This is a genomic window from Sphingomonas sp. AC435, assembly GCF_979253005.1.
Genome location: NZ_CEEDCJ010000001.1, coordinates 1 through 26,137, shown reverse-complemented (window position 1 = coordinate 26,137; position 26,137 = coordinate 1). Strand labels below are relative to the sequence as shown.

The following is a 26,137-nucleotide window of genomic DNA, read 5'->3' as shown; positions in this document are numbered from 1 at the left end:
CCGATGCTGTCTTTCAAGTACCGGATCGCCGCCGTCGCGGCGCTGTTGGCATCGACGGCCGCACAGGCGGAATGGCGGCAGGCGAAGGGCAGGCATTTCGTCGTCTACGCCGACGCCACCGAAGAACAAATTCGTGAATCCGCGACGCGGCTGGAGCAACTGGACGCGCTGATGCGGCTGATCAGCGCCACGCCCAAGGAACTGGACGAGGGCGCCAACGTCGTCACCGTCTATACCGTCCGCAACGAGGATGCGATCCGCAAGCTGATGGGGCGGGGCGGCCAGAACGTCGCCGGCTTCTACCTGCCGCGTGTCAGCGGGTCCGTCGCCTACACACCCGCCGCGACCAGTGCCGACGATTTCTCGCCGCAACTGGTCTTGTTCCACGAATATGGCCACCACTTCCTGCTCGGCAATTACGCGGCCCCGTATCCGGCGTGGTTCTCCGAAGGCTATGCCGAGTACATGGCGACGACGAAGTTCGACGCCACCGACGTCCGCTTCGGCGTGCCCGCACAGCACCGCGTCTACGGCCTTGCTTACGCCATGCCGGTCAAGCGCCTGTTCGATGGCCGCGATACGATCCGCGGACCGCAGGAGATGGATGCGATGTATGGGCGGGGTTGGTTGCTCACGCACATGATCGTGTCCGACCCCGCGATGGCGGGCCGGTTCAACGCCTATCTCGACAAGCTGTCCGCCGGCGTGCCCAGCGTCGAGGCCGCGACGCAGGCGTTCGGCAAGCTGTCCGACTTCAACCGCACGGTCGATGCGTATCTCAGCCGCAACAAGTTCGTCGTGAAGCAGATGGCGCGGTCGCGGCTGCCGATCGCGCCGATCGCGATCCGCACGCTGACGGCGGGAGAGGCGGCGATGATCGGGTTTCGGATGCGATCCGACCGCGGCGTCGACGAGAAACAGGCCAAGGCGCTGCTGGCGCAGGCCGCGCCGGTTGCCGCCGCTCATCCGAACGATGCCGTCGCGCAAGGATGGCTCGCCGAGATCGCCTACGACGCCAAGCAGGACGATCTGGCCGAGGCGGCGGCGGATCGTGCGATCGCCGCCGACCCGAAGTCGGCACAGGCGCTGCTGTACAGGGCGCGGGTTCACCTTCGCCGGGCCATCGTCGCGAAAGCAGAGCCGGATGCGGCGGCGTGGAAGGAGGCGCGAAGCTGGATCGTCCGCGCAAACAAGGTCGACACCAACGACGCCGATGCGCTGATGCTCTACTACGATAGCTTCGCGATGGCCGGTGCGCCGCCGACCAGGTCGGCGATCCTCGGCCTGAAGCGCGCGACGCAGCTGGTGCCGCAGGACGGCTCGCTGCGCTGGCGCGCGGCGCGGCAGTTCCTGATCGACGGGGATGTCGCCGAGGCGAAGATGCTGCTCCGCCCGCTGGCCTTCGATCCGCACGCCGCGCCCGACAACCCGGCGGCGAAGCTCGTCGCGCTGCTCGATGGCGGCGCGAAGGGACCCGATGCCATTGCGACGCTGGAGGCGCAGGCGAAGGCGGCCAAATAACTCGATATTTACCCGTTCGAACCGTGAAGGCGACCCGCGCGACGTCCCATGTGCTCCCGCGAAGGCGGGAGCCCAGTACTGGCTCCCCGCCTTCGCGGGGACACATGCTCGGTGCATGTCTCCAAGAATAACTGCCGAACAAGTCTGCTACCCCCTTGTTCAGGGCAGGACCGGGGCAGGCGTGGACCTCGCGCAAGGCGCATGTGGCGAGGTGCGCGCCCGCCCCGAAATATCATATTGGCCCGCTCTCCCGCTCCCGCTCCAGCAAGACCCGCTTCCGCTCGGGTCCATAGGCGTAGCCGCCCACCGATCCGTCCCGCTTCGTCACGCGGTGACACGGCACCACCACCGCGACCCCGTTCGCCCCGCATGCCGTACCCGCCGCGCGGACCGCGCCCGGCCGCCCGACCATTGCCGCCAGTTCGGCGTAGCTGACCGTCTCCCCCTTCGGGATCGTGCGCAGCGCGCGCCAGACCGCCTCCTGAAACGCCGTTCCACGCACGTCGAGCGGCAGGTCGGCGGCGCCGGCGGGCTGCTCCACCTCCGCCACGACACGCGCCGCGAGGTCGGCCAGCGCCGCGTCGCCCGCGATCACGTCGGCGGCGGGGAAACGTGCCCGCAGCGCCCCCTCGTTCTCGTCGAACGCAACGCGGCACAGGCCCTTGGCGGTGGCCGCGATCATCAGCGGGCCGAGCGTCGTCGGCACCACCGTCCAGCGGATCGTCGCCCCCGCACCGCCCCGGACCCACACGCTGGGCATCATGCCCAGCCGCGGCGCGGCGGCGTCGTAGAAGCGGCTGGCGGCATTGTAACCCGCCTCGTAGATCGCGTCCGTCACGTTCTCCTCCCTCGACAGCGCTTCGACCGCGCGTTCCTCGCGCCGCGCCCGCGCATAGGCGGCGGGGCTCAACCCCGTCGCGCGCGTGAACAGTCGCTGGAAGTGATGTGGCGCATAGCCGACCCGCGCCGCCAGTTCCGCCAGCGGCATCGCCACACCGCCGTTCAGCAGTTCCGCCGCCGCCGCCACCGCCAGCCGATCGCGGCCGATGCTGTCGGGCGTGCATCGCAGGCAGGCGCGAAAGCCCGCCGCCCGTGCCGCCGCGCCGTCCGCATAGAAGCCGACATTCTCGCGCCGCGGATGCCGGGCCGGGCAGCTCGGCTTGCAATAGATGCCGGTGGTCCGCACGCCCACGACGAAGCATCCGTCGGCGGTGCGGTCGCGGGCGGAGAAGGCGGTCCAGGCGCTCTCGGGATCGATGCTGTCCATATCGGTCGATCTACGCGCTTCGTCCGCCGCCCGCATCCCGCGGCTTGCGATCAAAGCCGGGCTTCGCTCCGCGCTCGCTTGACGTCTGCCATCTGGCGCTCGCCTGCGACCAGCCGCTCGACCCGGCGCAACCCCTTCTGCGCGTCGTCCGCATCGCCGGGCACCCACGCCGCGACGCTGGCATAGCCGGCCTGCGCCTGCGTGAAGTCGCCGCGCGACTCTGCGCACAGCGCCACATTGAAGCGGGTGGAGGGATGCGGCGCCCGCGCCTCGATCGCCGCGAAAGCGTCGCAGGCCGCACGGACATCGGTCTTCGTCCACGCCACCGCAGCCTTGAATGCCGCTGCGTCCGCCTTGCTCATGCCGTCGCGCCCCTCGCGGATGCGGGGAGTCCAGCTTTCTCGGTGTGGGGCGATGTCGACGCGGACCTGCGCCGCCACCGCGGGCAGCATCCGGTCGACCGTCGATCCGACATCCGACAGCGCTCCCGAATCCTCGCACGCCTCATCGCTCGCCTCCTGCGCGATCGGGCGGGCGAACAGCACGCGGTCGTCCCGCTGCCGTACCAACCGCCAGTCGCCGTGCAGCGCGACGCTCCGTCGCAGGCATTCGACGACATAGCGTTCGTGGCGCACGCATTCCTTCTTCACCTTCTCGGCACAGCGCTTGCGCGTTTCCGTGTAGCTGCTCTCGGAAATATCGACACTCGCCTGACCGTCGATCACGCCCTCCGCGGCGGCGGGGCGGGCGACGAGGTCGAAGAAGGGGCGCGGTTCGTCGTCCGCCTGCGCCAGCCGCGCGCCGATCGCACCGGCAACGGCGTTCCCGTCCGGCCCGCCGAAGCGTGCGACCGCGATCGTTCGCAACAGCGGTGCCTCGGACGTCGCCGCCGGCAGCATGCCGGTGACCCGGATCGTCTCCGCCGTTGCGGGCGTCGAAGCCATCATCACTACCGCCGCCGCCCGCCAGCCTCGCATCGTCACCCCCCGTTTCGCTGCCGGTACGATAACCGCCGCGGCTGAACGGTGGCTGGCCGCAGCCACCGTTCGGCCCGCACGGCTTGCACAATCGCGGACCTCATGCTAGCCGCCCGCCAGCCCTTCGGAGGCGTGTTTTGCGCGCGCCGTGGTGTTGGGCATCATCCGTTACGGCGACGAGGAATTCCAGGTCCGTGGAGACTTCCGGAGGTATTGCAGGCGGCGGCATCCAGGCGAGCCTGGGTGGACGCTACGCGCTCGCGCTGTTCGAGCTGGCGCAGGACGCGAAGGCGATCGACACCGTCGAGGCTAGCCTGACGACGGTGCGCGACGCGTTGGCGCAGTCGGACGATTTCCGCACGCTGACGACCAGCCCGATGGTCGGTCGCGGCCCGGCGGTGAAGGCGGTGCTTGCCACCGCCGACCAGCTCGGCATCGACGCCACGACGAAGAGCTTTTTGGGCGTGCTCGCGGAGAACCGCCGTCTGGCGCAGCTTCCCGCGATCATCCGCGCCTTCCGCAAGCTCGCCTCGCGCTACCGCGGGGAAGTGTCGGCGGAGGTGACCAGCGCCCACCCGCTCGACGAGAGCCAGATTTCCGAACTGAAGCAGCAGCTTCGTACCCGTGTCGGGCGTGAGGTGTCGGTCGACCTGTCGGTCGATCCGGCGCTGCTCGGCGGGCTCGTCGTCCGCATCGGTTCCCAGATGATCGATTCGTCGATCCGTACCCGTTTGAATGCGCTCGCCAGCGCGATGAAGGGCTGAAGATAATGGATATCCGCGCCGCAGAAATCTCCAAGGTCATCAAGGACCAGATCGCCAATTTCGGCACCGAGGCGCAGGTCTCGGAAACCGGTCAGGTGTTGTCGGTCGGCGACGGCATCGCGCGCATCTACGGCCTCGACAACGTCCAGGCGGGCGAGATGGTCGAATTCGCCAACGGCGTGCAGGGCATGGCCCTCAACCTCGAAGCCGATAACGTCGGCGTCGTGATCTTCGGCTCGGACGCCGAGATCCGCGAGGGCGACACCGTCAAGCGCACCGGCACGATCGTCGACGTCCCCGTCGGCAAGGGCCTGCTCGGTCGCGTCGTGGACGGCCTCGGCAACCCGATCGACGGCAAGGGCCCGATCGTCAGCGACCAGCGCAGCCGCGTCGAGGTGAAGGCCCCCGGCATCATCCCGCGCCAGTCGGTGTCGGAGCCGATGCAGTCGGGCCTGAAGGCGATCGACGCCCTCGTCCCGGTCGGCCGCGGTCAGCGCGAGCTCATCATCGGCGATCGTCAGACCGGCAAGTCCGCCGTCGCGATCGACACCTTCATCAACCAGAAGGGCGTCAATTCCGGTACCGACGAATCGAAGAAGCTGTACTGCGTCTACGTCGCGGTCGGCCAGAAGCGCTCGACGGTGGCGCAGCTCGTCAAGACGCTCGAAGAGAATGGCGCGATGGAATATTCCATCGTCGTCGCCGCGACCGCGTCGGAGCCGGCTCCGCTCCAGTTCCTCGCGCCATACACCGGCGCAGCCATGGGCGAGTATTTCCGCGATAACGGCATGCACGCCCTGATCGTGTTCGACGATCTGTCGAAGCAGGCGGTCGCCTATCGCCAGATGTCGCTGCTGCTGCGCCGTCCGCCGGGCCGCGAGGCGTATCCGGGCGACGTGTTCTATCTCCACTCGCGCCTGCTGGAGCGTGCGGCCAAGATGTCGGACGCGAACGGCGGCGGCTCGCTGACCGCGCTGCCGATCATCGAGACGCAGGCAGGCGACGTGTCGGCCTACATCCCGACCAACGTGATCTCGATCACCGATGGGCAGATCTTCCTCGAAACCGACTTGTTCTTCGCGGGCATCCGTCCGGCGATCAACGTCGGCCTGTCGGTCAGCCGCGTCGGCTCGGCCGCGCAGACCAAGGCGATGAAGAAGGTGTCCGGCTCGATCAAGCTGGAGCTGGCGCAGTACCGCGAAATGGCGGCGTTCGCGCAGTTCGGCTCGGACCTCGACGCCTCGACGCAGAAGCTGCTGAACCGCGGCGCGCGCCTGACCGAGCTGCTGAAGCAGAAGCAGTTCTCGCCGATGCCGTTCGAGGAGCAGACCGCGTCGATCTTCGCCGGTACGCAAGGATATCTGGACACCGTACCGGTCGCCGACGTGACCCGTTACGAGGCTGCGATGCTGCAGGACCTGCGCGCCAACCATGCCAGCGTCCTGACCAAGATTCGCGACACGCGCGATCTGGGCGACGAGGCGAAGTCGGGGCTGAAGGCCGCGCTGGACCAGTTCGCGAAGAACTTCGCGTAAGTGGCGTTGACCTATCTCGCGGAGATCGATCTCAAGCCCGATTGCTTCGACGCGGCGCGTCGTGCGGTGGCCGAGATCGTCCCCGCGACGCGGGCGGAGAGCGGCTGTGAGCGGTTCGATCCGCACCCCGCCGCTGACGGTTCGCCCCGGCTCTACATATACGAGCGCTGGACCGACCGGGCGGCGTTCGATCATCACCACGCGCAGGATTATACGCGCGCGGTGTTCAAGCGTTATGAGGATTGGCTCGCCGGGCCGGTCCAAATGACTGAACTCGCGGACGGACTGGCGTAAGATGGCAAGTTTGAAGGCCCTCAAGGTTCGGATCAACTCGGTCAAATCGACCCAGAAGATCACCAAGGCGATGAAGATGGTTGCCGCCGCCAAGCTGCGCCGTGCGCAGGAGGCGGCGGTCGCCGCGCGCCCCTATGCCGACCGGCTGGAGGGCGTGATGGCCAGCATCGCCGGCCGCGTCGGCATCGCGCCGGGTGCGTCGCCTCTGCTGGCGGGCACGGGCAAGGAGCAGGTCCACCTGATCGTCGTCGCCACGTCCGAGCGTGGTCTTGCGGGTGCGTTCAACACCAACATCGTCCGCGCCGCCCGCAAGAAGGCGGATGCGCTGATCGCCGACGGCAAGACGGTGAAGTTCTACATCGCCGGCAAGAAGGGCCGCGTGCTGCGCCGCTTCTATCCGACGATGATCGCCGCCGATCATGAGATGGGCCACATCAAGAAGCTGGCGTTCGACGATGCGCGCGCGATCGCCGACGACGTGATCGCCCGCTTCACCGCCGGTGAATTCGACATAGCGCATCTGTTCTATGCCAAATTCGTCTCGGCGCTGGTGCAGGAGCCGACCGGCATCCAGCTCGTCCCGGTGCCGCTGTCCAGCATCAAGGGCGCGACCGGCAAGGCCGATGCCCCGGCGGCGGTGACCGAATATGAGCCGAGCGAGGAGGCGATCCTCGCCGACCTGCTGCCGCGCAACGTCGCCATCCAGATCTTCCGCGCGCTGCTGGAAAACGCGGCGTCGGAGCAGGGCAGCCGTATGAACGCGATGGAAAACGCGACGAAGAACGCGGGCGACATGATAAACCGCCTGTCGATCCAGTATAACCGCACCCGTCAGGCCGCGATCACGACCGAACTGGTCGAGATCATCTCGGGCGCCGAAGCGCTCTAAAAGTTTCGAAGCAGGAAGAACCGCAATGGCAACCGTCGTAGACGACATCCGCCCGACGCAGTCGACGGGCAGCAGCAACACCACCGGCACGATCTCGCAGATCATCGGCGCGGTCGTCGACGTGCACTTCCCCGAGCAGTTGCCGGCGATCCTGTCGGCGCTGGAGACCGACAACAACGGTAGCCGCCTCGTTCTCGAAGTCGCCCAGCATCTCGGCGAGAACACCGTCCGCACGATCGCGATGGACGCGACCGAGGGCCTCACCCGCGGCCAGAGCGTGCGCGACACCGGCGCGCAGATCTCCGTGCCCGTCGGCCCGGCGACGCTCGGCCGCATCCTCAACGTCATCGGCGAGCCGATCGACGAGCGTGGCCCGGTCGCGACCGACATGCGCAACCCGATCCACGCGCCCGCGCCGCTGTTCGTCGACCAATCGACCGAGAACGCGATTCTGGTGACGGGCATCAAGGTCATCGATCTGCTCGCGCCCTATGCGAAGGGCGGCAAGATCGGCCTGTTCGGCGGCGCCGGCGTCGGCAAGACCGTGCTGATCCAGGAGCTGATCAACAACATCGCCAAGGGTCACGGCGGCACCTCGGTGTTCGCGGGCGTCGGCGAGCGTACCCGCGAGGGTAACGATCTGTACCACGAGTTCCTCGACGCGGGCGTCATCGCGAAGGATGCCGACGGCAATCCGCAGTCGGAGGGATCGAAGGTCGCGCTGGTGTTCGGCCAGATGAACGAGCCGCCGGGGGCTCGCGCCCGCGTCGCGCTGTCGGGCCTGACGATCGCCGAGTATTTCCGCGATCAGGAAGGGCAGGACGTGCTGTTCTTCGTCGACAACATCTTCCGCTTTACGCAGGCGGGCGCGGAAGTGTCGGCGCTGCTCGGCCGTATCCCGTCGGCCGTGGGCTATCAGCCGACGTTGTCGACCGACATGGGTGCGTTGCAGGAGCGGATCACGTCGACCAACAAGGGGTCGATCACCTCGGTGCAGGCCGTCTACGTTCCCGCGGACGATCTGACCGATCCGGCCCCCGCGACGTCGTTCGCTCACTTGGACGCGACGACGGTGCTCAACCGCGCGATCTCGGAGCTGGGCATCTATCCGGCGGTCGATCCGCTCGACTCCACGTCGCGCGTGCTCGAGCCGCGCGTTGTCGGTCAGGAGCACTACGACACCGCCCGTGCGGTGCAGTCGCTGCTCCAGCGCTACAAGTCGTTGCAGGACATCATCGCGATCCTCGGCATGGACGAACTGTCCGAAGAGGATAAGCTGACCGTCACGCGCGCCCGCAAGATCCAGCGTTTCCTGTCGCAGCCGTTCCACGTCGCCGAGGTCTTCACCGGCATCGCCGGCAAGTTCGTGCAGATCGAAGACACGATCCGCTCGTTCAAGGCTGTCGTCGATGGTGAATACGATCACCTGCCGGAAGCCGCCTTCTACATGGTCGGCGGTATCGACGAAGTCGTCGCCAAGGCCGAGAAGATGGCGCAGGACGCGTAATCGACGACCGGCTCTTCCCGCTGCGGGAGGGGCCGGTCGACTGCCTGCGCTTCTTCGGAAAGGCTCTCCCCCGGCTGCGGGAGGGGAGAAGGTAACAGACCATGCTGCACTTCGAACTCGTCACCCCCGAAAAGCTCGTCCGGTCGGAGGAGGTCCATATGGTCGTCGTCCCCGGCACCGAAGGCGATTTCGGCGTGCTGGAGGGGCATGCGCCCTTCATGTCCACCGTGCGCGACGGTGCGATCCACGTCTATCGCACCGCGGGCGGTACGCCCGAGACGATCGCGATTCAGGGCGGCTTCGCAGAGGTCAACGACAAGGGTCTGACGGTCCTCGCCGAACACGCAGGCTGATCCGATCGGGCCCAGTCGCGGCGGGCTTTCCCCGGCATCCACGGTACCCCGCCTCGACCGCCTTTGGTGCAGGTTTCGCTTCGAAGCGCGACGGCAGGACGTCGATCTGCCTTGCCCGTTGCCCCGATCTTGGCGAAGGCCATAAGTCTCACCTGTGCTTCGACGGGCTTGGCTCGAACGGTTCAAGCTGGTGTCATCACGCTCTGAGTCCATCGCCGGAGATCGAAGACGAGGTAGTTTTCGCGTGCTTGTTGCTGGTGCAGAGGCCCGCCGATTCTCCACCGAAGGGATCGTTACAAACCTATTCTGCGATCCCGCCTTCGCCAATGTAATGACGCGATAGCGGGCAGCGGAGTTATTTCGCAACGACCTCTCAAGCCGAGGGAGCTACAGGTCGGTCGTCCGTCGACCGACTCAAACGCCAAAGACCCGTGTCGCCGGGACGAGCCCCTCGGAGGGCCCGCTATTTCCCGAATCCGCTCGGGGCCGGGGACACCGTTACGGTCGTACCACCGCGGATTTCCTGCACCTCCAGCGCGCGCTCGGCGACACCGTCGCGACCGAAGCGGAACGCGCCGTCCAGCCCCGCGAAGCCGTCGCCATCCCGCAGTTTAGCTTCCGGGAACGGCGTGCCCACGGCCCAGTCGCGCGCGATCCGGACGGTCAGCAGCACGGAGTCGTAACCGAGGCTCGACAGGCGATACGGCGCGGCCCCGAAGCGCGTCCGGTACTTGGCCGCATATTGCCGATACAGGCCGTTCGACACGCTGGCATACCACGCCCCGGTCAGGGTGGCGCGCGCGCCGATATTGGCCTCACTGTTCCACAATTCGGTGCCGAGAATACGGGTACCCGCACCGACACCCCGCTTGACCAGCGGCGCCGCCGCCGCTGCCGTCGCGCCGCCGTCTGCGATCAGCACCGCGTCGTAAGGCGCCTTGGTGTTCAGCCGCTGCACCGCCGTGGCGACCCCGCCGGACGTACGGCCATAGGCCTGGAGCGACACGACCTGTCCGCCCGCCCCCTCGACCGCGCGCAGGAAGCTGGTCGATGCGCGCTCCCCGTACAAACCGTTCGGAACCAGCCCGGCGAAGCTGGTGACACCGCGCCCGCGCGCATAGCTGACGACCCGGTCCACCGACTGCGCGGGGACATAGCCCATGACATAGGTGCCGTTGCCCGCCACGCCGGTATCGTTGGAAAAGCTCAGGACCGGCACCTTGGCCGCCTTCGCCACCGGAGCGACGGCACGGACGTCGTCGGCGAGCAGCGGCCCGAGGATCAACTGCGCACCCTCGGCGATCGCCCGCTGCGCCGCGTTCGCCGCGCCGGTCGCCGTGTCGTAATTGGTGATCCGCACCGACCGGTTCTGCGTGTCCAGCAGAGCCAGCATCGTCGCATTGGCGATCGACTGACCGACGCCGGCGTTGCTGCCGCTCAGCGGCACCAGCAGCGCGACACGGTTGCGTCCCTCGTCGCGCGGCAGGCCGGCCTGCACGCCCGGCTCCACGCGTGGCGCGGTCGCGGCGGGTGCGCGCGTCGTCGGCGCGGGCGGCTCGACACCGCGCGGCAGCACCGTCTGGCACCCGCCGAGCAGCCCCGCTGTCGCCAGCGTGGCCCAGTGCAGCCGGCGGAACGCCCGTTGCGGCATCGATGCGGCCTCTGCCATGTACGTCCCCATGCAAGATTTTCTTCCCGGGCTCTACATCGTCGCCACCCCCATCGGCAATCTCGGCGATCTGTCGCCTCGCGCGGCGGCGGTGCTGGGCGCGGCCGACGTGATCGCGGTGGAGGACAGCCGCGTCACCGCCGGCTTGTTGCGGCACATCGGCATCAAGAAGCCGATGACGCCGTATCACGATCATAATGCCGAAGGCGTCCGACCGGGCCTGATCGCGCGCATGGCGACGGAGATCGTCGCTCTGGTGTCCGACGCGGGCACACCGCTGATCTCGGATCCCGGTTACAAGCTGGTGCGCGACGCGCGGGCGGCCGGGCATCTGGTCGCGACGATCCCGGGCCCCTGCGCCGCCGTCGCCGCGCTGACGCTGGCGGGACTGCCGACGGATCGCTTCCTGTTTCTGGGGTTCCTGCCACCCAAGGAGAAGGCGCGCGCCGATGCCATCGCGGAGATCGCCGGCGTACGCGCGACGTTGGTCATGTACGAATCCGGGCCGCGCCTCGCCGCCTGCCTGTCAGCGCTCGCGGAAGGACTTGGCGACCGCGACGCCGCCGTGACCCGCGAAATTTCCAAACGCTTCGAGGAGGCGGTGACCGGGACCCTGTCCATGCTCGCCGCACGCTACGCCGAATCGCCGCCCAAGGGCGAGATCGCGATCGTGGTGGCGCCGCCGGGTGCCGCCGAACCCGCCAGCGCCGACGACGCCGATGCAGCGCTGGCGGACGCGATGACGCGTCTCACCGTTTCGCAGGCCGCAGGCGAAGTCGCCAAGGCGCTCGGCCTCGATCGCAAGACCCTGTATGCACGTGCGCTGGAGTTGAAAGCGCTGCCGAAATAAAGACCGGCCCGGAGATGATTGCTTAAGCGCAATGTGAGACATCGGCATCGTCGAACATGAAGCAACATCGCTGGAGGATGCCGTGTCGGACGGTCGCTATAAATTCGAAACGGATCCTGTTCGAAATTTCTTGCGCGTCGAACTCGCAGGGACTTGGGATCAACCATTGACGACCGTGTTCGTGGCCGATCTGGAACGCACGATCCGCGGGATGATCGGTGCCGGCGCGCGATACGGTCAGTTCCTCACGATCGTCGACATGCGCGAGAAGAACATCCTGCCGCAGCAGGCCGCGGCCGAATTCGCCAAGATCGTCCGGCCGGATTCCCCCTCGCGCAAGATCGCGCTGGTCGTGTCGGGTACGTTGCACCGATTGCAGGCCAAGCGCCTGTCGACGCAGGAAAAGCATCGCATCTTCGATCGCGAGGACGAAGCGCTGGAATGGTTGTGGGCCGAAGCCGCCTGAACGACGCGGAGAAGGGGCGCTTGAGTAGCGGCCCGCCCTCCGCCACGCTGCCGCGATGTCCCGCTCCACACCCCAGCGCCGCACCGCCGAAGCCGCCGGCCGGCGCGGCGAGCGGCTGGCCGGCTGGTGGTTGCGGCTGAAGGGCTGGAGCATCCTCGACCGTCGCGTCCGCACGCCGGCGGGGGAAGTCGACCTCGTCGCGCGCAAGGGCAATCTCGTCGCCTTCGTGGAGGTGAAGACCCGTCGCACGGTGGCCGAACTGGATCACGCCATCGACGAACGCCGGCTGGCCCGCGTCGCGGCGGCGGCGGAGGTGCTGATGTCGCGCTATGCCGGGCCGGGCGACGATATCCGCGTCGACGTGATCCTGCTCGCGCCCGGCACCCGACCGCGCCACATCGAGAATGCCTGGATCGGTTAGGGCTTGGGTGACTTCGCGGCGTCGCCCCCCTACATGCGCGGCAGATTTCAGGAGCCGTGCATGACCCTCACCGTCGCCGTCCAGATGGACCCGCTCGCCGGCATCAACATCGCGGGCGACTCGACCTTTGCGCTGATGCTGTCGGCGCAGGCCCGCGGGCACCGGCTGTTCCATTACGGTGCGGAGGATCTGAACTGGTCCGACGGGCGGCTCTGGGCGAAGGCGCATCCGGTGACGGTGCAGCGCGTGGTCGGCGATCATTTCCGCTTCGACGAACCGGTATCGCTCGATCTCGGCGAGCAGGCCGACGTCGTGCTGATGCGACAGGACCCGCCCTTCGACCTCGGCTACATCACCGCGACGCATCTGCTGGAGCGGATCGCCGACCGCACGCTGGTGGTCAACGACCCGGCCAGCGTCCGCAACGCACCGGAGAAAATGTGGGTGCTGGATTATGCCCGCTTCATGCCGCCGACACTCATCACCCGCTCGCTGGACGAGGCGCGCGCGTTCCTCGCCCGGCACGGCGAGATCGTCGTCAAGCCGCTGCACGGCAATGGCGGCAAGGCGATCTTCAAGGTCGGCAGCGACGGCGCGAACCTGTCCGCCCTGATCGAGGTGTTCAACCAGACGTGGCGCGAACCGCACATGATCCAGGCGTTCCTGCCGGCGGTGGCGAAGGGCGACAAGCGGATCGTGCTGGTCGACGGAGAGGTCGCGGGCGCGATCAACCGGTTGCCGGGGGAGGGGGAGATTCGCTCCAATCTGGCGGTCGGCGGATCGGCGGAGAAGACCGAACTGACCGCGCGGGAGCGGGAGATTTGCGCCGCGCTCGCCCCCGAGCTCAAGGCGCGCGGGTTGATCTTCGTCGGCATCGACGTGATCGGCGGCGAATGGCTGACCGAGATCAACGTCACCTCGCCCACCGGCATCGTCGCGATCGAAAAGTTCGACGGCACGGACGTTGCGGGCATGATCTGGGACGCGGTCGAGGCGAAGGTCGGCGAACGGAATGCCTCCACGACGCGTTGAGGCGCGATGTACTCGCACCACCTGCCAGTCGACCCCCGGTGCCCGGCATGACCGACTTCATCGTCGAACTCATCGCCCGCGGCGGCTATCTCGGCATCGTCTTCCTGATGGCGCTGGAGAACGTCTTTCCGCCGATCCCGTCGGAAGTGATCATGGGTCTGGGGGGCATGGCGGTCGGGCGCGGTCACATGACGCTCGGCTGGCTGATCGCAGCGGGTACGCTCGGCACGGTCATCGGCAACTACTTCTGGTACGCGGTGGGGCGGAAGTTCGGCTATCAGGGATTGAAGCCGTTCGTCGATCGCTGGGGCCGGTGGCTGACGCTGGACTGGGAGGATGTGGAGAAAATCACCCGCTTCTTCCACGACCGCGGCGGCTGGGTCGTGTTCGTGTTCCGCTTCATGCCGACGTTCCGCACGATGGTGTCGCTCCCCGCCGGCATGTCCTGCATGCCGCACTGGCGCTTCCTGATCGCGACGGCGGCCGGATCGGCGATCTGGAACGCGGTGCTGGCGCTGGCAGGCGTGTATCTCGACCGCAGGTTTGAGGTGCTCGACCGCTATGTCGGTCCGTTCGCGGCGGCGCTGACGGTCGCGATTGTCGGCTGGTACATCTACCGCGTCACGACGTGGAAGCCGCGCGGGGAGCGGTAGGAGCGGCCGGCGATCACGCCCGCGGATGGGCGTTGCGATACACGTCGAGCAGGTGCGCGGCATCGACCGACGTATAGACCTGCGTCGAGGACAGGCTGGCATGGCCCAGCAACTCCTGCAACGCGCGGAGGTCGGCACCGCGGCCGAGCAGGTGTGTCGCGAAACTGTGGCGAAGCGCATGCGGTGTCGTCCGCTCACCCAGCCCCAGACCGGCGCGCGCGCGCTGCACCGCCGCCCGGACCACGCCCGCCGACAGGGCACCTCCACGTGCCCCGCGGAACAGCGCGGCGTCGCGCTCCAGCCGCCACGGCACCTGCGCGACATAGTCGTCGATCGCGGTCCGTACCTGCGGCAGCAGCGGCACGACGCGGGTCTTGGCGCGCTTACCGGTCACGGTCAGCGTGTCGCCGAGCGGCAGCACCGACGCGGTCAGCGCCATCGCCTCCCCGATCCGCAGCCCCGCGCCGTAGAGCAGCAGCAGCACCGCCCAGTCCCGCGCACCGATCCACGGCGCGCTCGCCTCGTCCGCGACCTCGCCCGCCAGCGCGAGAACGTCGGCAGGGGCGACCGGTCGCGGCACGCCTTTCGCCACCTTCGGCCCGCGCAATCTTGGCGCGTCCGCCCCCGCAAACGCCAGAAACCCGCGCACCGCCGACAGTTCGCGCGCGGCGGAGGCGTTGCCGAGTCCGTCCGTCCGCCGCCACGCCAGGAATGCGCGCAGGTCCGCCGCGCTGACGCCACCCAGCGCCTCCCGCGTCACCACACCGCCCCAGTGTTCGCCCAGAAACCGCAGCAGCCGCACCGCCGTCGCGCGGTACGCCCTGACCGTATGCTCCGACCGCCGCCGATCGCGCGCCAGATGCGCGGCCCATTCTTCGGCGAGCGGAAAGGGGAGGTCCATTCCCGCTCCCTGCCACTGCCCAGACTTTCGCGCGAGTCGATCCGTCGCCATATGGCGGGTGCATGACCCGCGCCCGCGTCCTCCTGCTCAATGCCGCTCTGGGCCCGCTCGACTACCGCGTGCCGCACGGCACCGAGGTCGAGCCCGGTTCGATCGTCGTCGCGCCGCTGGGGCCGCGGCAGTTGCTGGGCGTGGCGTGGGAGCCGGAACGGATGCCGTCCGACGCGGAGGTCGGCGACAATCGCCTTCGCAACCTCCTCGCCGTCGCCGACGTGCCGCCGCTGCGCGCGCCGCTTCGTCGGCTCGTGGAGTGGACGGCGGATTATTATCTCGCCAGTCCGGCGTCGGTGCTGCGCATGTGCCTTGCCTCCACCTCGGCGCTGGAGGGAGCGCGCACCGTCACCGAGTACCGTGCGACCGGGGACGCGCCGCCACGCCTGACGCCGCAGCGCGAGCAGGCGCTGGAGCGGATCGCCGATCGGCAGGGCCTGATCCGCGAACTCGCCACCATCGCCGACGTGTCCGACGCCGTCATCCGCGGCCTCGTCAAGTCGGGCGCGATCGAGGCGGTGGAGGTCGATATCGACAGCCCCTTCGTCCCGCCCGACCCGGACCACGCCGCCCCCACGCTCAATCCCGGCCAGTCGGAGGCCGCCGCCGTCCTGATCGCTGCCGTCGCGGATCATCGCTTCGAGCCGACGCTGCTCGACGGCGTTACCGGTTCGGGCAAGACGGAGGTGTATTTCGAGGCGGTGGCGGAGGCGATCCGTCAGGGCCGCCAGACGTTGGTCCTGCTGCCCGAAATCGCCCTCACGGAGCCGTTCCTGAAGCGCTTCCACGACCGGTTCGGTGTCGAGCCGGTGGCGTGGCATTCCGGCCTGCGCTCGACGCAGCGCCGCCGCGCGTGGCGGGCGATCGCGGAGGGTCGCGCGCTGGTCACGGTCGGCGCGCGCTCGGCGCTGTTCCTCCCCTATGCCAATCTTGGCCTGATCGTCGTCGACGAGGCGCACGAGACGAGCTTCAAGCAGGAGGAGGGCGTCCATTACCACGCGCGCGACGTGGCGGTGATGCGCGGCAAGTTCGAACAGTGTCCGGTGATCCTCGCCTCGGCGACGCCCGCGATCGAGACGCGGCAACAGGTCGCGCTGGGCCGCTATGCCGAACTGAAGCTGCCCGACCGCTACGGCCCGGCGGAGATGCCGCACATCGCCGCGATCGACCTGATCGCGGAGCCGCCGGAGCGGGGACGCTGGCTCGCACCCCGCCTCGTCACGGCGCTGACCGAAACGCTGGAGAGAAGCGAACAGTCGCTGCTGTTCCTCAACCGCCGCGGCTATGCGCCGCTGACCCTGTGCCGGACCTGCGGTCATCGCTTTCAATGCCCCAACTGCACCGCGTGGATGGTGGAACACCGGCTGACGCGGCGGCTGGCCTGCCATCACTGCGGCCATGTCGAGCCCGTTCCGCGCGCCTGCCCGGAGTGCAAGGGCGAGGACACGCTCGTGGCCTGCGGGCCCGGCGTGGAACGCATTGCCGACGAGGTGGCGCTGCTGTTCCCGGAGGCGAAGACCGCGGTCGTCACCAGCGACACGATCTGGTCGCCGGCCAAGGCGGCGGAGTTCGTCGGCCGGATGGAGGCCGGCGACATCGACATCGTCGTCGGCACGCAACTGGTCACCAAGGGGTATCACTTCCCCAACCTCACGCTCGTCGGCGTGGTCGATGCCGATCTCGGACTGGAGGGCGGCGACCTGCGCGCCGCCGAGCGCACGTTCCAGCAGATCCGGCAGGTGTCGGGCCGCGCGGGCAGGGGGGAGAAGCCCGGTCGCGTGCTGATCCAGACGCACAGCCCGCAGGCGCAGGTGATGCAGGCGCTGATTACCGGCGATGCCGAAACCTTCTACGCCGCGGAAACGGAGGCGCGGCGGGAGGCGGGCGCACCGCCGTTCGGCCGTTATGCCGCGATCGTCGTGTCGTCGGAGGACCAGCCCTGCGCACTGGAGATCGCCCGCCTCGTCGGCCGGACCGCACCGAAGGTCGACGGCATGCACGTCTACGGCCCCGCGCCCGCACCGCTGGCGATGCTGCGCGGGCGGCATCGGTATCGCCTGCTGGTGCATGCCCGCCGCGCGCTGGACGTGCAGGACGTCATCCGCGAATGGCTCGGGGCGCTCGAATGGCCTGCCAAGGCGCGGGTGACGGTGGACGTGGACCCGTATAACTTTCTTTGAGGTCGTGCAGCGCGATGCTGACCAATCCGTCATTGCGAGGAGCGTAGCGACGCGGCATCCGGAGCCGCAAGCATGGGCCTGGATCGCTTCGCTGCGCTCGCTATGACGGGGGGATCGGCGGCCCCCGCCTTCGCATTCCATTAACCATTCGCAAACCGCTCGCCCGTACACGGGGCAGCATGGCGACCAGCATCTCTGCCGTCCGCACGCCGCGGCTCGTCCTGGCGGCGGAGCGTTGGGCGGAGCGACACTGGCGGCCGGCGCTGCTCGCGACTGCGCTGGCGCTGGGTCTCGCCACGCGCCTGTTCTTCAACCGGCACGCGCCCTTGTGGTTCGACGAAACCTTCACGGGCGTCATTGCCGGCCAGCACGACGCAAACGGCCTCTGGAACTGGTTGCGCGCCGAGCTGACCGGGCCGCTCTTCTATGCCCCGATGTGGCTATGGGCACGGATCGCCGGCATCAGCGACGTGGCCCTGCGTCTCCCCAGCCTCATACTGTCGCTGGCCGCGCCGGCGATGATCCTGTGGCGTGGCCACCCCGATCGTGACCTGCGGCTGTTCTGGGCGGCGGCGACGCTCCTGTGGTTGCCGGCGCCGATCCTGTCGAGCGACGCGCGGCCCTATTCGCTGCTGGCATTCCAGGCGACCGCGCAGGGGATCGCTTTCGTCGCGGCCATGCGCCGCACGACGACGTCGCGGATGCTGATCTGGACCACGATCACGACCGCGATGGGGCTGACGCATTACTGGGCCTTGCTGATCGGACTGGTGCAGGGGGCCATCATCGTCGGCACGCGGCCCCGGCGTGCGCTGGCGACATGGCCGGCGCTGGCGCCTTTCGCCGTTCTTATCGCGTGGATGGCGGTGCATCTGCCGTTCGTGCTGCGGTTCACCGGCGGCTATGTCGGCAGCAGCTATACGATCCCGTGGTCCAGCATCGTCAGCCTGCCCGGCGTGCTGGCGGGGACGCCGGTGTTCGCCGGCATCGGCGTGGCGGCGATGCTGTGGACGCTGGTCGAGCGGCTGAGAAGGGGCCGGTCAGGGTTCGGCGGATCGTTGAGCCTCGATCCCTCGCCGCAGGCGTGGCTGGGCATCAGCGGCGTCGTCGCGGTGCTGCTGTTTTTCGTGATCGGCGTCTATCGGCCCGGATTCGCGCCCCGGTACCTGTTGCCGTCCTGTCCGGCTCTGCTGTTCGGCATCGCGGTCTGGGCCCGGTGGGCGCTCCGCTTCAACGCGCCCGCCGTCGCGGCGGCGTTCCTCGCGATGATCGTCGGGGCGGTCGGGCTGGTCGGCTCGTCCTTCGGCACCCAGGAGGCGGACCAGCGCCATTCGTTCAATCTCGAACGCCCCAGCGAATGGCTGATGCAGCGGCCCGTCCGCGAACTGGTGTTCGTGTGGAGCGATCCCGATGCAGAGCGATCCGACACCGGACGGATGGCGCAGGTCGCGCGCTTCTTCTTCGATCGCGCGGGGCGCGGCGTCGCCGTGCGCCAGATCATCGTGCCCGCCCATATCGACGCGAACGGCTACGTCCTCGGGCGGGCGGGCCATGCAGCGGGGACGGCGATCCTGTGGGTCGCGAACACGCCGCATCTGGGCGATGCCCCACGCAATCCGGATTTCGCCCGCGACGCGCGCTGGGATTGCCGCGATTTCGGGAACGGGCTCGCGGTATCGACGGCGTGCCGCCTCCGTTAGGCGGCGACGCGCGTTTCCACGACCTCCGTCAGGATCGCATCGAGCAGCAGCGCGCCTGCCTCGGTGACGCGTAGCCGGTCCGGCGTCGCGACGATCAGCCCCAGCGCCGACAGCCGCTCGATCGCGCGCTGGTCCAGCGGTGCGACCCCGCCCGCCAACGCGGCGATCCGCTTCAGGTCCACGCCCTCGGTCAGCCGCAGGCCCATCAACAGCGCCTCGACCGCGCGGGTATGGGGGCTGAGCGGGTCCTCGACCTGCGCACCGTGGCCGTTGCGCGCGACCGCGCCCAGCCAGTTCTCCGGCTTCTTGTGGCGCACCGTCGCCAGTGCCCCCGCCTCATGGGCACGCCGGCCATGCGCGCCGGGACCGATCCCGGCATAATCGCCGTAGCGCCAATAGGTGAGGTTGTGGCGGCTCTCCGCGCCCGGTCGCGCGTGGTTCGACGTTTCGTAGGCGGGCAGCCCCGCCGCCGCGGTCGTCGCCCGCGTCGCCTCGAACAGGTCGGCGGCGCTGTCGCCGTCCGGTATCGTCAGCCGCCCCGCCGCCGCATCGGTGGCGAAGCGCGTGCCTGGCTCGATCGTCAGCTGGTACAACGACAGATGCTCCGTCCCCAGCGCCAGCGCGCGGGCGAGGTCCGCCTGCCATTCGGCCATCGTCTGGCCGGGCAGCGCGTAGATCAGGTCGAAACTGACACGCGCGAACGCCGCCTGCGCGGTCGCCAGCGCGGCCAGCCCTTCGTCCACGTCATGCGCTCGCCCCAGAAAATGCAGCGCCTCGTTCCGCAGCGATTGTAGCCCCAGCGACACGCGGTTGACGCCGACGCTCGCCAGATCGGCGAAGCGCGCCGCCTCGACCGACGACGGGTTCGCCTCCAGCGTGATCTCGATCCTGTCCGCGAAGCCCCACGCACGCTCGGCCGCCTCCAGCACGGCGGCGACGGTGGACGGGGGCATGAGCGACGGGGTGCCGCCGCCGAAGAAGATCGACCCCAGCCGCCGGCCGGGCGTCAGCGCGGCTTCATAGGCGAGATCGGCCAGCATCGCGTCGCGCCACGCCGCCTGATCGACGGAATCGCGGACATGGCTGTTGAAATCGCAATAGGGGCATTTCGATATGCAGAACGGCCAATGGACGTAGAGGGCCAAGTCAGGTGCGGTCATCGGCCCCGTCTATGGAGATGCGAGGGATGCGTGGAAAGCTCTGGATTGCGGCGCTGTTGCTGCTGGCATCCTGTACCGACGGGCCACGCCGCGTGGTGGAGCCGAGGACGGACGCCGCACCGGCGCCGCGCGGCGCGGCGTTGCTGCGCGCGACGATGCTCGACGGGCAGAATGCCGAGCGCGCAACGCTGGGGCTGCCGCCGCTGACCTGGGATCCTACCCTGGTGACGAGTGCGCGCGCCTATGCACTGGAAATGACGCGGATCGGCCGCTTCCGCCACGCCGACCAGCCGCCCGGCCCGGATCACGAGGGCGAAAATTTGTGGACGGGCACCACGCGGGCCTACACCTACCAGGAGATGCTGGGGCACTGGCTCGACGAGCGAAAGGTGTTCGTGAACGGCATTACCCCGGCGTTCAGCACCACCGGCGACTACCGCGATGCCAGCCACTATGCCCAGATCGTCTGGCGCAATTCGCAGCGGTTGGGCTGCGCGATGGCGGGCGATGCGCAGAACGAGTATCTGGTGTGCCGGTACAGCCCGACCGGAAATGTCGTGGGCGAGCGGGTGTACTGATCCACGCGATTTGGCGACGCGCGCCCCGCACGCTACAGCACCGCGCGTGTCCGTACCCGCTTTCGCCAAGGCCCTGATCCTCGCGGTCGCCGCGCTGCTCGCCACCTCCGCCGCGGTCGCGCAGACCGGGCAGTTCGACCTTGTCGGCCCGTCGCTGCGCGTGTCGGTCCGGCACGGCGATGTCACGCTTCCGCTGTCGCAGGTGCCCAACCTGACGGCGGGCGACCGTATCCGTGTGGCGGTCGACCTGCCGCCCGAACAGGGCGCGCATTACCTGATGGTGCTGGCGTTCCTGCGCGGCGCGACCAACCCGCCCCCTAAGAACTGGCTGACGCAGGCGGAGACGTGGAAGCCTAAAAAGGCGATCATCGACACCGTCGTGCCGAAGGGCGCTGAGCAGGCCTTGGTGTTCCTCGTCCCCGATACCGGCGGCGCGATCGGCGCAGTGACGAGCGCGGTCCGCGACCGGCCGGGCGCATTCGTGCGCGCGTCGCAGGAGCTGAACCAGGCGATGCTCGACCGCGCGCGACTGGCGGCGTTCCTCGACGGCATCCAGCGCCACGATTCGACGCGCATCGCCGAAGTGTCGCCCCAACTCGCCCAGAGCCTTGCGGTGAAGCTCGACACCAATTGCCTGCTGCGTCAGGCGGACGTGCAGGCGGCGTGCCTGACGCAGAGCAGCAACGCCGTCGTTCTCGCCGACAGCCAGACCAGTTCGATCGCGGAAACGCTGGCGGGCGCTCCGGTCGACCTCGCGCTGCAACTCAGCGCGACGCCGCAGGGCGGGTACGGCTATTACAGCCCCTATATCGGCGTCGTCCGCGATCTTGCCCGCATCTTCGGCGCGTTCCAGTCGGCGCAGTTGCAGTTCATCCCCGCGCTCAGCGAGCAGGATGGCGGTGCGACCGGGCTGCTGCTGAACGCCGTTCCCTCGTTCCGCCGACCGCAATCGGTGCTGGTCGTCGCGTTGCCGCCCGTCTCCGCGCCGAAGCTGCCGCCGCTGCAATCCGCCGCGAACGCTCCCCTGTGCCTCGGCCGCAGCGGGCTGGTGCTGCCGGTGAACGGCGCGCCTTTGGTGTTCGCGACCGACTATCCGCGCCGGATGGCGTTGCGACTGCGCAAGAAGGACGGCGCGAGCATCGACCTGCCGGTGGCGGTCGACGCGGCGACGGGCGGCTACGTCCTCGCGAGTGCAGCGCCAGCCGACGTGGATACCGCCATGCCGGGCGTGCTGCACGGCCTGTGGGGCTTCACGCCGTTCGACGGACCGAGTTTCGTGATCGGCGACAAGGCCGCGTGTACGGTCAAATCAGCCCCGCCGCGCCCGCAGGCTTCGCTGGTGACGAAATCGGTGGAGCGGACCGCCCCGCCGGGGCCGATGCCGTTGCGGCTGGAGGGCGAGAACCTCATCGCGCAGGACGCGCGCCTGACCTTCTCGTTGCGCACCAAGGAAAGGTTCGCGCCCGGCGACACGGTGGAGATCGCCGCCGCCGACGAGCGCCTGACGACGAGCGTCCCCCTGCGCTTGCAGGACGCACAGGTCGCGGTCGCCACGGTCGCTCCTGGGACCGCGCTCGGCCCCTCCGCTTATGGTCCGCTGCGCTTCCGCCTGAAGCGGGGCGACGCCACCGGCGAGTGGCAGCCATTGATGACGCTGGTCCGCCTGCCGACCCTGAGCGGCTTCACCTGCGACGCGGCGCGCTGCACCGTCAGCGGCAGCAACCTGTTCCTGATCCGCGATGTCGGGACCGGCGGCGCGGAGCGGACGCCGGTTCCGGACGGCTTCACCGGCACGACGATCGACCTGCCCGCCGCCGCGATGCCGCCGACCAGCCTGTCGCTGGCCCTTCGCGACGATTCCGATGCGCGAGCCGTCGCCACCCTGTCGCACTAGGCGCACCCGTCCTTGCGAGGAGCGGAGCGACGCGGCGATCCAGAGCCGCGAGTGCAGGACTGGATGGCTTCGCTGCGCCCGGAATGACGAAAGGTGGATCTATCCCGCTTCAGAACCAGCAAGCGCCAGCATCCGCTCCACCGCCGGCGCAAGCTGTTCCGCGACCAGCGCGATCGAGCGGGCATTGGGGTGGACACGGTCCCACAGCACCATGTCCGGGTGCCCCAACACGCCCGGCGGGAAGAACGGACAGGTCGTCGCGCCGTGCCGCGCCGCGACGGCTTCGTGAATGCCGGCATACGCCTCTGTCCGCTGGATCAGGAACGGCGGCGCGGCGACCGTCGCCATCAGCACGGGAATCGCGCAGCGCTCGAACTCGGTCAGGATCGCCTCCAGATGGGCGCGCATCCGTTCCGGCGGGATCGCGCGCAGCACGTCGTTCGGGCCGATCTGCACCAGTGCGAGGTCGGGCCGGCCCGGCAACGCGCTCAGCACGCGGGGCAGCCGCCGCCATGCGCCTTCGGTCGTGTCGCCGGACACGCCTGCATTCACCACCTGCGCGAGCGGACGGGTCGCGCGCAACCGCGCCTGAAGCCGGGCGGGCAGGCTTTCGTCGGGACGCAAGCCATAACCGGCGATCAGGCTGTCGCCGAATGCGAGGATGAGCGGTGAAGGGTCTGGCATCGTCATCAGTCACATAGGATGCCGATCGCCGACATCCATGCTTCCGATCCCGCGTTGATGCGTTTGAACGATATGGCTTCCGCCCCAACCGACACGCTCGCCACACCGCAGTCCGCGTCCGCCCCGCGCCTGTGGCGACCGCGCCGGGTCGTCGCGACCAGGTCGGCGCTAGAATGGGAGCATGGCCGCGCCATCGTCGCTCGGGTGGAGGCGCTGGGGATCGCCGTCGAACGCCTCGCGACCGATCGCCTCGCGCTCGCCCAGCCCGAGGACCCGCGCGCCGCCTATGCGCTAGCGAAGCAGACGCTGGCGATCGTCGTCGCGCCGCCGTCGAAGCGCCGCCCGCAACCGATCGCGCCGTCCGCCGACTGGCGTATCGATCTGGCGGAAGGATGCCCGGCGCATTGCAGCTATTGCTACCTCGCCGGATCGCTGAAGGGGCCGCCGATCACGCGCGCTTACGCGAACCTGCCCGAAATCTGGGCGGAGCTGCCGCCACGGCTGGGGCAGGGGGCCGTGACCTCGCGCTCCGCCGCCCGCGCGCATGAGGGTACGACGTTCGAGGCGAGCTGCTACACCGATCCGCTCGCGCTCGAACATCTGACCGGCTCGCTGTCCGCGACGATCGCGTGGTTCGGGGTGTGGGACGCCGACGTGCAGCTTCGCTTCACCAGCAAGTTCGCCGCCGTCGATCCGCTCCTGTCGCTCGACCACCACGGCCGCACCCGCATGCGTGCGTCGGTCAATCCGGCGCGATTCGCCCGGTTCGAGGGGGGCACCGATCCCGTCGCAGAGCGGCTGGCGGCGCTCGCCCGCATGGGCCGCGCGGGGTATCCGCTCGGCCTGACGATCGCGCCGATCATCGCGGTCGAGGGATGGGAGCAGGCGTATGGCGACCTTATCGGGCAAGTTGCGGCCTTGCTCGCGGATGCGCCGGACCTGACGATCGAACTCATCACCCACCGCTACACGCCGGGATCGAAGGCCGTGCTCGATAGCTGGTATCCCGGTTCCGCGCTCGACATGACCGGCGCGCAACGCTCGGAGAAGCGGACCAAGTTCGGATCGGTGAAGCATGTCTACGACGCCGCGACGATGCGGGACCTGCGGGCGTTCTTCCAGATGCGGATCGCCCGCGACCTGCCGCAGGCTCGCATCCTCTACTGGACCTGATCGTGGCCGTGTTCTTCACCGCCGACACGCATTTCGGCGATCACCGCACGATCAACATCCAGCGCCGGCCGTTCGCCAGCGTCATGGAGATGGATGCGCTGCTGATCGCCAACTGGAACGCGGTCGTGGGACCGGACGATGTAATCTGGCACCTGGGCGATGTCTGTCGCCGGCTGGCGGACCTGCCGGCGTTGCTGGCGACGCTGAACGGCACCAAGCATCTGCTGCGCGGGAACAACGACCCGGCGGAGATCGGCGATATCGCGGGTTGGGCCAGCGTGCGCGACTATGCCGAGATCGAAGAGGCAGGGCGGCGGCTCGTTCTCGGCCATTATCCCTTCCGAAGCTGGAACGGCCAGCATCGCGGCGCGATCAACCTGCATGGCCATAGTCACGGACGGTTGAAGCCGATGTTGCGGCAGTTCGACGTGGGAGTGGATGCGCGGAAGTTCCGGCCGGTGGGGCTGGCGGAGTTGCTGGGGGAATAGTCTTCGTCATGCCGGGACGAGCCCGGCAGAACGGCGGAAAACAAAAACGCCGGCCGCTTGCGCGACCGGCGTTCCGTAATCGGCTGGCGAGCGAACCGCCCGCCGTTGTTCGATCAGGCGGCAACCGCTTCGAAGTGACCGCACCAGTCGCTGGCCTCGACCTTCGGCCAGACACCGGCGGTGTCGCCGCTCGGCTGGCTGATCGGCGGGTTGTAGCGGCACAGGCCGAGCTGCTCGCCCGAAGCCTCGGTGTCGAAGAACTTGCACTTGGCACAGGCGGCAACGCCAGCGGTGGTGAGGGCCATGAGAACTGCTCCTGTAGTCGTAATCTTGATGACAAAACGGCAAGTACGTCCGCAAAGTTCCCAAGACAACAACAAATCACCGTTGCGAGTTATTCTCATACAAGATGAGAGTTAGTGTCAATAACAGTATAGTTGTTTGCGACAGACTATCAAAAGCAACGTCGCGCATAGTTGCGAACGACTATCATTCACACGTCAGCCCGCCATGCGCAGCGCGACGTCGTTGACGAAGCGCACGTCCTCGTTCGCGGCGAGCAGCGGCGCCTCGGCTGCGACCGCGCCCAGCATGTCGGACAGCGAGTCCAGCTCCACCTTTGCGAAATTGCCGAGGACATAGCCCGTCACGCGATCCTTGTGCCCGGGATGGCCGATACCCAGCCGGACGCGGCGATACTCCGGCCCCAGATGCTGGTCGGTCGATCGCAGGCCGTTATGCCCGGCCGCACCCCCGCCGGTCTTCACCTTGACGCGGAACGGTGCGAGGTCGAGTTCGTCGTGGAACACCGTCAGCGCCTCGACGCCCAGCTTGTAGAAGCGTAGCGCCTCGCCGATCGACCGGCCGCTGTCGTTCATGAAGGTGGCGGGCTTCAGCAGCAGAACCTTCTGCGACCCGATCCGGCCCTCCTGCGTCCATCCCTGGAACTGCTTCCTGACCGGGCCGAAGTCGTGCACCGCGGCGATCGCGTCGGCCGCCATGAAGCCGATATTGTGCCGGTGCATCGCATATTGCGGCCCCGGATTGCCCAGCCCGACCCAGACCTGCATGTCGTCATACCTTCTATTCTCCCCTCCCCTTCAGGGGAGGGGAGAATAGAAGGTATGACG

Annotated in this window: 26 protein-coding genes; 18 read left to right on the top strand and 8 right to left on the bottom strand. The window is 68.5% G+C overall.

Annotation, left to right across the window (positions count from 1 at the left end):
• Positions 1 to 3 precede the first annotated feature (3 nt).
• Entirely contained in the window at positions 4 to 1,521 is a 1,518-nt protein-coding gene (locus AC0CH8_RS00130) for a tetratricopeptide repeat protein (RefSeq protein ID WP_465238178.1), read from the top strand.
• Positions 1,522 to 1,753: 232 nt separating this feature from the next.
• On the opposite strand, the gene AC0CH8_RS00125 is transcribed toward AC0CH8_RS00130, so the two are convergent.
• Both AC0CH8_RS00125 and AC0CH8_RS00120 read right to left on the bottom strand, forming a co-directional pair.
• Positions 1,754 to 2,788: a bifunctional transcriptional activator/DNA repair enzyme AdaA gene (locus AC0CH8_RS00125; RefSeq protein WP_465238177.1), complete on the bottom strand. Its 1,035-nt coding sequence runs from the start codon at positions 2,786 to 2,788 to the stop codon at positions 1,754 to 1,756.
• 50 nt (positions 2,789 to 2,838) lie between these two features.
• Positions 2,839 to 3,765 carry a hypothetical protein gene (locus AC0CH8_RS00120; protein WP_465238176.1) on the bottom strand — a complete coding sequence of 309 codons (927 nt, stop codon included), beginning with the start codon at positions 3,763 to 3,765 and terminating at the stop codon, positions 2,839 to 2,841.
• Positions 3,766 to 3,959: 194 nt separating this feature from the next.
• On the opposite strand from AC0CH8_RS00120, the gene AC0CH8_RS00115 reads away from it, so the two are divergent.
• The 6 genes from AC0CH8_RS00115 (at position 3,960) to AC0CH8_RS00090 (ending at position 9,107) form a co-directional block, all read left to right on the top strand.
• Positions 3,960 to 4,529, top strand: coding sequence for a F0F1 ATP synthase subunit delta (locus AC0CH8_RS00115; protein ID WP_204200325.1), 570 nt, complete (start codon positions 3,960 to 3,962; stop codon positions 4,527 to 4,529).
• Between the two features lie 5 nt (positions 4,530 to 4,534).
• Positions 4,535 to 6,064: a F0F1 ATP synthase subunit alpha gene (gene atpA, locus AC0CH8_RS00110; RefSeq protein ID WP_465238175.1), complete on the top strand. Its 1,530-nt coding sequence runs from the start codon at positions 4,535 to 4,537 to the stop codon at positions 6,062 to 6,064.
• On the top strand, positions 6,065 to 6,358 hold the full coding sequence (locus tag AC0CH8_RS00105) for a putative quinol monooxygenase (RefSeq protein WP_465238174.1): 294 nt from the start codon (positions 6,065 to 6,067) through the stop codon (positions 6,356 to 6,358). It abuts the gene before it with no gap.
• Between the two features lies 1 nt (position 6,359).
• Positions 6,360 to 7,247, top strand: coding sequence for a F0F1 ATP synthase subunit gamma (locus tag AC0CH8_RS00100; RefSeq protein ID WP_465238173.1), 888 nt, complete (start codon positions 6,360 to 6,362; stop codon positions 7,245 to 7,247).
• Positions 7,248 to 7,272: 25 nt separating this feature from the next.
• Positions 7,273 to 8,754, top strand: a complete 1,482-nt coding sequence (atpD, locus tag AC0CH8_RS00095; RefSeq protein WP_055841128.1) for a F0F1 ATP synthase subunit beta — start codon at positions 7,273 to 7,275, stop codon at positions 8,752 to 8,754.
• 101 nt (positions 8,755 to 8,855) lie between these two features.
• A complete protein-coding gene (locus AC0CH8_RS00090; RefSeq protein ID WP_465238172.1) occupies positions 8,856 to 9,107 on the top strand; it encodes an ATP synthase F1 subunit epsilon in 252 nt (83 codons plus the stop codon).
• 463 nt (positions 9,108 to 9,570) lie between these two features.
• Here the strand turns inward: AC0CH8_RS00090 and AC0CH8_RS00085 are convergent, their stop codons facing one another.
• Positions 9,571 to 10,776 (bottom strand): penicillin-binding protein activator, encoded by a 1,206-nt coding sequence (locus AC0CH8_RS00085; protein ID WP_204200328.1) that lies wholly within the window; start codon positions 10,774 to 10,776, stop codon positions 9,571 to 9,573.
• A 10-nt stretch (positions 10,777 to 10,786) separates the two neighbouring features.
• On the opposite strand from AC0CH8_RS00085, the gene rsmI reads away from it, so the two are divergent.
• The 5 genes from rsmI to AC0CH8_RS00060 all read left to right on the top strand — a co-directional run bounded on the left by rsmI (position 10,787) and on the right by AC0CH8_RS00060 (position 14,198).
• Complete coding sequence (gene rsmI / locus AC0CH8_RS00080; RefSeq protein WP_465238171.1) at positions 10,787 to 11,626, top strand: 16S rRNA (cytidine(1402)-2'-O)-methyltransferase; 840 nt, start codon at positions 10,787 to 10,789, stop codon at positions 11,624 to 11,626.
• A gap of 166 nt (positions 11,627 to 11,792) precedes the next feature.
• The gene (locus AC0CH8_RS00075; protein ID WP_465238170.1) at positions 11,793 to 12,092 is read left to right on the top strand and encodes a hypothetical protein; all 300 of its coding nucleotides are present in this window, start codon (positions 11,793 to 11,795) and stop codon (positions 12,090 to 12,092) included.
• A gap of 55 nt (positions 12,093 to 12,147) precedes the next feature.
• Positions 12,148 to 12,513: a YraN family protein gene (locus tag AC0CH8_RS00070; RefSeq protein ID WP_465238169.1), complete on the top strand. Its 366-nt coding sequence runs from the start codon at positions 12,148 to 12,150 to the stop codon at positions 12,511 to 12,513.
• A gap of 60 nt (positions 12,514 to 12,573) precedes the next feature.
• Positions 12,574 to 13,545, top strand: coding sequence for a glutathione synthase (gene gshB, locus AC0CH8_RS00065; protein WP_465238168.1), 972 nt, complete (start codon positions 12,574 to 12,576; stop codon positions 13,543 to 13,545).
• Positions 13,546 to 13,592: 47 nt separating this feature from the next.
• Complete coding sequence (locus AC0CH8_RS00060) at positions 13,593 to 14,198, top strand: DedA family protein (RefSeq protein WP_465238167.1); 606 nt, start codon at positions 13,593 to 13,595, stop codon at positions 14,196 to 14,198.
• Positions 14,199 to 14,211: 13 nt separating this feature from the next.
• Here the strand turns inward: AC0CH8_RS00060 and AC0CH8_RS00055 are convergent, their stop codons facing one another.
• The gene (locus AC0CH8_RS00055; protein ID WP_465238166.1) at positions 14,212 to 15,099 is read right to left on the bottom strand and encodes a tyrosine recombinase XerC; all 888 of its coding nucleotides are present in this window, start codon (positions 15,097 to 15,099) and stop codon (positions 14,212 to 14,214) included.
• Positions 15,100 to 15,161: 62 nt separating this feature from the next.
• Here AC0CH8_RS00055 and AC0CH8_RS00050 point away from each other — a divergent pair, with 62 nt between their 5' ends.
• Both AC0CH8_RS00050 and AC0CH8_RS00045 read left to right on the top strand, forming a co-directional pair.
• The gene (locus AC0CH8_RS00050; RefSeq protein ID WP_465238165.1) at positions 15,162 to 17,330 is read left to right on the top strand and encodes a primosomal protein N'; all 2,169 of its coding nucleotides are present in this window, start codon (positions 15,162 to 15,164) and stop codon (positions 17,328 to 17,330) included.
• 179 nt (positions 17,331 to 17,509) lie between these two features.
• Complete coding sequence (locus AC0CH8_RS00045; protein ID WP_465238164.1) at positions 17,510 to 19,030, top strand: hypothetical protein; 1,521 nt, start codon at positions 17,510 to 17,512, stop codon at positions 19,028 to 19,030.
• Here the strand turns inward: AC0CH8_RS00045 and hemW are convergent.
• Entirely contained in the window at positions 19,027 to 20,190 is a 1,164-nt protein-coding gene (gene hemW, locus AC0CH8_RS00040) for a radical SAM family heme chaperone HemW (protein ID WP_204200337.1), read from the bottom strand. The two genes, AC0CH8_RS00045 and hemW, sit on opposite strands and share 4 nt — an antisense overlap.
• A gap of 26 nt (positions 20,191 to 20,216) precedes the next feature.
• On the opposite strand from hemW, the gene AC0CH8_RS00035 reads away from it, so the two are divergent.
• Both AC0CH8_RS00035 and AC0CH8_RS00030 read left to right on the top strand, forming a co-directional pair.
• Entirely contained in the window at positions 20,217 to 20,768 is a 552-nt protein-coding gene (locus AC0CH8_RS00035; RefSeq protein WP_204200338.1) for a CAP domain-containing protein, read from the top strand.
• A gap of 46 nt (positions 20,769 to 20,814) precedes the next feature.
• Positions 20,815 to 22,662, top strand: a complete 1,848-nt coding sequence (locus AC0CH8_RS00030) for a hypothetical protein (RefSeq protein ID WP_465238163.1) — start codon at positions 20,815 to 20,817, stop codon at positions 22,660 to 22,662.
• 99 nt (positions 22,663 to 22,761) lie between these two features.
• Here AC0CH8_RS00030 and AC0CH8_RS00025 read toward each other — a convergent pair whose 3' ends face one another.
• A complete protein-coding gene (locus AC0CH8_RS00025) occupies positions 22,762 to 23,352 on the bottom strand; it encodes a GDSL-type esterase/lipase family protein (RefSeq protein WP_465238162.1) in 591 nt (196 codons plus the stop codon).
• Between the two features lie 51 nt (positions 23,353 to 23,403).
• Here AC0CH8_RS00025 and AC0CH8_RS00020 point away from each other — a divergent pair, with 51 nt between their 5' ends.
• On the top strand, positions 23,404 to 24,519 hold the full coding sequence (locus AC0CH8_RS00020) for an SPL family radical SAM protein (RefSeq protein ID WP_465238161.1): 1,116 nt from the start codon (positions 23,404 to 23,406) through the stop codon (positions 24,517 to 24,519).
• 2 nt (positions 24,520 to 24,521) lie between these two features.
• Positions 24,522 to 25,007, top strand: a complete 486-nt coding sequence (locus AC0CH8_RS00015) for a metallophosphoesterase (RefSeq protein ID WP_465238160.1) — start codon at positions 24,522 to 24,524, stop codon at positions 25,005 to 25,007.
• A 113-nt stretch (positions 25,008 to 25,120) separates the two neighbouring features.
• Here the strand turns inward: AC0CH8_RS00015 and AC0CH8_RS00010 are convergent, their stop codons facing one another.
• On the bottom strand, positions 25,121 to 25,312 hold the full coding sequence (locus AC0CH8_RS00010; protein ID WP_055841169.1) for a hypothetical protein: 192 nt from the start codon (positions 25,310 to 25,312) through the stop codon (positions 25,121 to 25,123).
• Positions 25,313 to 25,507: 195 nt separating this feature from the next.
• Positions 25,508 to 26,077, bottom strand: a complete 570-nt coding sequence (gene pth, locus AC0CH8_RS00005; RefSeq protein WP_465238159.1) for an aminoacyl-tRNA hydrolase — start codon at positions 26,075 to 26,077, stop codon at positions 25,508 to 25,510.
• Positions 26,078 to 26,137 lie beyond the last annotated feature (60 nt).